The 5,546-nt window shown below is 62.0% G+C and carries 6 protein-coding genes; 4 read left to right on the top strand and 2 right to left on the bottom strand.

All coding sequences use genetic code 11. The features are described 5' to 3' along the window. Positions 1 to 35: 35 nt before the first annotated feature. Complete coding sequence (tyrS, locus tag B3E91_RS03010) at positions 36 to 1,235, bottom strand: tyrosine--tRNA ligase (protein ID WP_287028309.1); 1,200 nt, start codon at positions 1,233 to 1,235, stop codon at positions 36 to 38. 182 nt (positions 1,236 to 1,417) lie between these two features. Between tyrS and B3E91_RS03005 the strand changes: the two genes are divergently transcribed. Continuing rightward, a complete protein-coding gene (locus B3E91_RS03005) occupies positions 1,418 to 2,854 on the top strand; it encodes a peptidoglycan DD-metalloendopeptidase family protein (protein WP_287028307.1) in 1,437 nt (478 codons plus the stop codon). Positions 2,855 to 2,857: 3 nt separating this feature from the next. Further along, the gene (locus B3E91_RS03000; RefSeq protein ID WP_287028304.1) at positions 2,858 to 3,949 is read left to right on the top strand and encodes an anhydro-N-acetylmuramic acid kinase; all 1,092 of its coding nucleotides are present in this window, start codon (positions 2,858 to 2,860) and stop codon (positions 3,947 to 3,949) included. Positions 3,950 to 4,003: 54 nt separating this feature from the next. Here B3E91_RS03000 and erpA read toward each other — a convergent pair whose 3' ends face one another. Continuing rightward, on the bottom strand, positions 4,004 to 4,354 hold the full coding sequence (erpA, locus tag B3E91_RS02995) for an iron-sulfur cluster insertion protein ErpA (RefSeq protein WP_090225132.1): 351 nt from the start codon (positions 4,352 to 4,354) through the stop codon (positions 4,004 to 4,006). Between the two features lie 227 nt (positions 4,355 to 4,581). Between erpA and hemJ the strand changes: the two genes are divergently transcribed. Next, positions 4,582 to 5,010, top strand: coding sequence for a protoporphyrinogen oxidase HemJ (gene hemJ, locus B3E91_RS02990; protein ID WP_273234235.1), 429 nt, complete (start codon positions 4,582 to 4,584; stop codon positions 5,008 to 5,010). A 21-nt stretch (positions 5,011 to 5,031) separates the two neighbouring features. Further along, on the top strand, positions 5,032 to 5,546 hold a 515-nt coding region (locus tag B3E91_RS02985; RefSeq protein WP_287028300.1), incomplete at its 3' end, for an NAD(P)H-dependent flavin oxidoreductase.

Genomic DNA, 5,546 nt, shown 5'->3' with positions numbered 1-5,546 from the left:
AGCCAAAAACTCACGTCAACCGTTTTTTCGAGGCTTCATTCAACTTTAACGATGATGCGTGCGAATGCCTTCTTGCCGGCCTGGCAGACGTGGCTTGCACCCAGCTTGAAGACGAAGTCTCGGGAAACCACTTCGCCATCCACCTTCACGCTTCCCGCACCGAGCAGGTCGCGGGCACCTGCAGCGTTCTTCACCATGCCTGCCTTATTAAGGACGGCAGCGATCGGGAGGTCCTCGGCGGAGAACAGGACCACGTCCGGCAGATCTTCCGGCAGCTCGCCATCCTTCATACGGTTACCCGCGGAACGATGTGCGCCTGCAGCAGCTTCCTCGCCGTGGAAGCGAGCGACGATCTCTTCGGCCAGCTTGATCTTGATGTCGCGGGGGTTGGCACCGCGCGCGATGTCACCGCGGAACGCCTCGATCTCTTCGAGGCTGCGGAAGCTCAACAGCTCGAAGTAACGCCACATCAGCGCATCGGGTATCGAGACCAGCTTGCTGTACATGACTCCCGGCGCTTCCTGGATGCCGACATAGTTACCCAGCGACTTGGACATCTTCTTCACCCCGTCCAGCCCTTCGAGCAGCGGCATGGTGAGGATGCACTGCGCCGGCTGGCCATAGGCACGTTGCAGCTCGCGCCCCATCAGCAGGTTGAACTTCTGATCGGTGCCACCGAGCTCGACGTCGGCGTTCAGTGCGACGGAGTCGTAGCCCTGTACGAGCGGATAGAGGAACTCATGGATCGCGATGGGCTGATTGGTCGAGTAACGCTTGCTGAAATCGTCGCGTTCGAGCATCCGTGCCACGGTGTACTGCGAGGCCAGACGGATGAAATCGGCCGGGCTCAACTGATCCATCCAGGTGGAGTTGAAAGCCACCTCGGTGCGCGCCGGGTCGAGAATCTTGAATACCTGCGCCTTGTAGGTCTCGGCATTGTCGAGCACCTGCTCGCGCGTCAACGGAGGACGCGTGGCGCTCTTGCCACTGGGGTCGCCGATCATCCCTGTGAAATCACCTATAAGGAAGACCACCTGGTGACCCAGCGCCTGGAACTGCCGCAGCTTATTAATAAGCACCGTGTGACCGAGATGCAAATCCGGAGCGGTCGGGTCGAAACCGGCTTTGATCCTCAGCGGACGCCCCAACTTGAGCTTCTCGATCAGCTCGGCTTCAACAAGGATCTCTTCCGCGCCGCGCTTGATCTGCGCGAGCTGCTCTTCCACAGACTTCATGGCATGACTCGATAGGTGTTGGACGAAGGGGAGCAACCATACAAGATCAGCTCCGAAAAACAAATTTCACCCTGGTGGCAGCGTGATGGCCGGGCAAAAGACCACAGCATTCAGGGTTGCCTCGAGGAAATTTTGGTTATATTTTAGACAGTTATTTCGTAGCCAAAATCACCAGACGCCATATGACGCATAACGTTTCCAAAGCAGAGCTCTACCCGAAAAGCCACATCCTGGCTGCCAGTGGTATAGCCGCATTGCTTAGCCTGGCACTGCTGGTATTCCCTTCTCGCGAAGTTGAAGCGAAAAGGACGAATCTGGACCTGGAGCTCACTAGCCCCAGCCAGGAAATCCCTCAGGAAGATGCCACCCTGCAGTCGGAAAGCGCCGGCGAGCAGCAAGTAGCCGCATCGCCTTTCGCCGAAATCGAAACGGCGGATTCCGAACAGAGCGCCGATGCCGAGTCGAGCGAGTCTGACGACACCTCCGCGGCCAGCAACGAGGCGCCTGCCGACCCTTCCATCAAGGTCGTCAGGGTAGGCAATGGCGACACCCTGTCCACCGTGTTCGCCAAGGTCGGCCTGTCCGCCGCCACGCTGCACGAAGTGCTCGACAGCAGCAAGGATGCCAAGGCCCTTGGCCGTTTGAAGGTCGGCCAGGCGCTGGAATTCAAGCTCACCCCTGACGGCCAATTGGAAAGCTTGCACTCCCAGCTTTCGGACATGGAGCGCGTCAGCCTCGCCAAGAGCAGCGGTGGTTACGTGTTCAAGCGTGAGCTGGCCAAGCCTGACGTGCGCAGCGTGTATGCCCATGGCGTGATCGACAGCTCGCTGTTCATGTCCGCCAAGCGCGCCGGTCTCTCCCACGACCTGACCATGGACCTGGCAAACATCTTCGGCTACGACATCGACTTCGGCCAGGACCTGCGCGAGGGCGACGAATTCGAAGCCATCTACGAAGAGAAGATGCTCGACGGCAAACGTGTAGGCACCGGCAGCATCCTCGCCGCACGCTTCGTCAACCGCGGCAAGACGTTCAGCGCCATTCGCTACACCAACAAGCAGGGCGTTAGCAGCTACTACACCGCCGACGGCAACAGCATGCGCAAGGCCTTCATCCGCACTCCGGTGGATGTCGCGCGAATCAGCTCGCGTTTCTCGATGGGCCGCAAACACCCAATCCTCAACAAGATCCGCGCGCACAAGGGCGTCGACTACGCCGCGCCGCGCGGCACGCCGATCAAGGCAGCCGGCGATGGCAAGGTCCTCCTCGCCGGGCGCAAGGGCGGCTACGGCAATGCTGTAATCATCCAGCACAACCAGCGCTATCGCACGCTGTACGGCCACATGCAGGGTTTCGCCAAGGGTATTCGCAACGGCGTTACCGTGAAGCAGGGCCAGGTGATTGGCTACATCGGCACCACGGGGCTGTCCACTGGCCCGCACCTGCATTACGAATTCCAGGTCGACGGAACCCAAGTCGACCCCCTGAGCATCAAGATGGCGATGGCCGACCCCATCAGCAGCGGCGAGAAGCAGCGCTTCCTGCAGCAAAGCAAGCCACTGCTCGCCCGCATGGAGCAGGAAAAAGCCACCATGCTGGCCCTCAACAACAAGCGCTGAGCCATGGCGCTTTACCTCGGCGTGATGTCCGGCACCAGCCTCGATGGTCTGGACATCGCGCTGATCGAGCAGCACACCCAGCCCAGGCTGCTCGCTTCCCGCTATATCCCGATGCCGCCGCACCTTCGCAGCGATCTGCTCAGCCTCTGCACCTCAGGGGTCGATGAGCTGGCGCGCGCCTCGCTGGCCGAGAATCAGTGGGTCGAGCTGGCGGCCCAGGGCATTCAGCAACTGCTCGCCGAGCAGAAACTCGACGCCGCCTATATCCGGGCGATAGGCAGCCATGGGCAGACCGTTCGCCACGAACCGCTTCGCGGCTTCACCGTGCAGATCGGCAATCCGGCGCTGCTCGCCGAGCTGACGGGAATTACCGTGATCGGCGACTTCCGCCGGCGCGACGTCGCCGCCGGCGGTCAGGGCGCACCTCTGGTTCCGGCCTTCCACCAGAGCCTGTTCAGCGACCTCGGACATCCGCGCGCGGTGCTCAACGTCGGCGGCTTCAGCAACCTGAGCCTGCTGCATGCGGATGGCTCGGTGAGCGGCTTCGACTGCGGCCCGGGGAATGTGCTGATGGATGCCTGGATTGGTCGTCAACGCGGCGACGCCTTCGATGCCGACGGCGATTGGGCCGCCAGCGGCACGCTGGATGGGGCACTACTCGACCGGCTGCTGGCCAACGAATTCTTCCAGGCCCGTGGGCCGAAAAGCACCGGACGCGAGCTGTTCAACCTGCCCTGGCTGGAAGGCCACCTGGCGCAGCACCCCGCCGTCGCAGCCGCCGATGTGCAGCGCACGCTGCTCGAACTGACGGCTCTGAGCATCGTCGACTCGCTACGCTCCGCCCAGCCGCATACGCATGAGTTGCTGGTCTGCGGCGGCGGCGCGCACAACCAGGCACTCATGCAGCGACTGGAACAACTGCTTCCCGGGACGACGGTGGCCAGCACCGAAGCCTATGGCGTGTCGCCGGACTGGGTCGAAGCGATGGCGTTCGCCTGGCTCGCGCATTGCTGCCTGGAGCGAATTCCCGGCAACCGTCCCGAAGTCACCGGGGCACGCGGTCTGCGTGTACTGGGCGCGATCTATCCGGCCTGAATCGCAGAAACTAAAACGCCGTGCAGTGCACGGCGTCGACAAGGCGAAGCGGCGTCAGATCGAGAAGGATTGGCCACAGCCGCAGGTGGTGGCGGCGTTGGGATTGTTGATGACGAATCGCGACCCTTCCAGGCCTTCCTGATAATCCACTTCGGCGCCGGCCAGGTACTGGAAGCTCATCGGATCGACCACCAGGCTGACCCCTTCGCGCTCGATGATGGTGTCATCGTCCGCGGTGTCTTCATCGAAGGTGAAACCGTACTGGAAACCGGAACAGCCGCCGCCCGTCACGAAAACGCGAAGCTTCAGACGAGGGTTGCCTTCCTCATCGATGAGGTTCTTCACCTTGCTCGCAGCACCCTGCGAAAACAGCATGGCAGTAGGGGTGAAGGTTTCGACACTCATGTTGCATATCTCCCGGCGTTACGCTGCCTGAACTGCATTGGGGCTTGCCATTATCCGCTTACCCCAGAAAATCGGTCAACTATTCTGCGAACTGCCCCAAGTTGCCGCATGAAGATGGAGCGCCCTTCGATGATACGTCCGCGTGCATTCCGCGGCCAACCGGCGTGGTGACGGGCGGGAGCGGTGCAACTACTATCTGCGCACCGTGACTACCTGGAAGCACCCCGATGCTCTATCTCTGGATCAAAGCGCTGCACATCATTTCCATCGTCTGCTGGTTCGCCGGGCTGTTCTATCTGCCCCGGCTGTTCGTCTATCACACCAGCAGCGAGGATGCGGCCAGCCGCGAGCGTTTCTGCATCATGGAGCGCAAGCTTTACCGCGGCATCATGCTGCCGGCGATGATCGCCACCCTGGTGTTCGGCATCGGCCTGCTGTCGATGAACCCGGGCCTGCTCAAGGGCGCCGGCTGGCTGCACGCCAAGCTCACCCTGGTGGTCCTGCTGATCGGCTACCACCATGTCTGTGGCGCGCAGATCAAACGCTTCGCCCGCGGCGAACCGGGCCGCAGCGAGACCTTCTACCGCTGGTTCAATGAAATTCCGGTACTGTTCCTGATCGCCATCGTGATCCTGGTGGTGGTCAAACCCTTCTGACCCATAACAAGAGAAAACGCCATGTCCCTGCCCGCCTCGCTCGATCAACGCCTGCGCCTGCCCCTGATGGCGGCGCCGATGTTCCTGGTGTCCAATCCCGCGCTGGTCCTCGCCTGCTGTCGTAATGGCATCATCGGCAGCTTTCCCGCGCTCAACCAGCGCGACAGCGAGGGCTTCCGGGTTTGGCTGGAAGAGATCCAGGCAGGCCTGGCACGACAGCAGGAGCCGGCGCCCTTCGCCGTCAACCTGATCGTCCATCCGACCAACCCGCGCCTGCAGGCGGACCTGGCGATCTGCGTCGAGAAGAAGGTGCCCATTGTGGTGACCAGCCTCGGCGCGGTGAAGGACGTGGTCGACGCCGTGCACAGCTATGGAGGCCTGGTGTTCCACGACGTCACCACCCGCCGGCACGCCGAGAAAGCCGCCGAAGCCGGCGTCGACGGGCTGATCGCGGTGGCCGCCGGAGCCGGTGGTCACGCCGGCACCTGGAGTCCGTTTGCCCTGATCGCGGAAATCCGGCAGTTCTTCGACAAGAC

It is taken from the genome of Pseudomonas sp. UBA6310 (genome assembly GCF_002438225.1).
Classification (GTDB): domain Bacteria; phylum Pseudomonadota; class Gammaproteobacteria; order Pseudomonadales; family Pseudomonadaceae; genus Pseudomonas_O; species Pseudomonas_O kuykendallii.
This window is presented reverse-complemented; position numbering and strand designations above follow the sequence as displayed.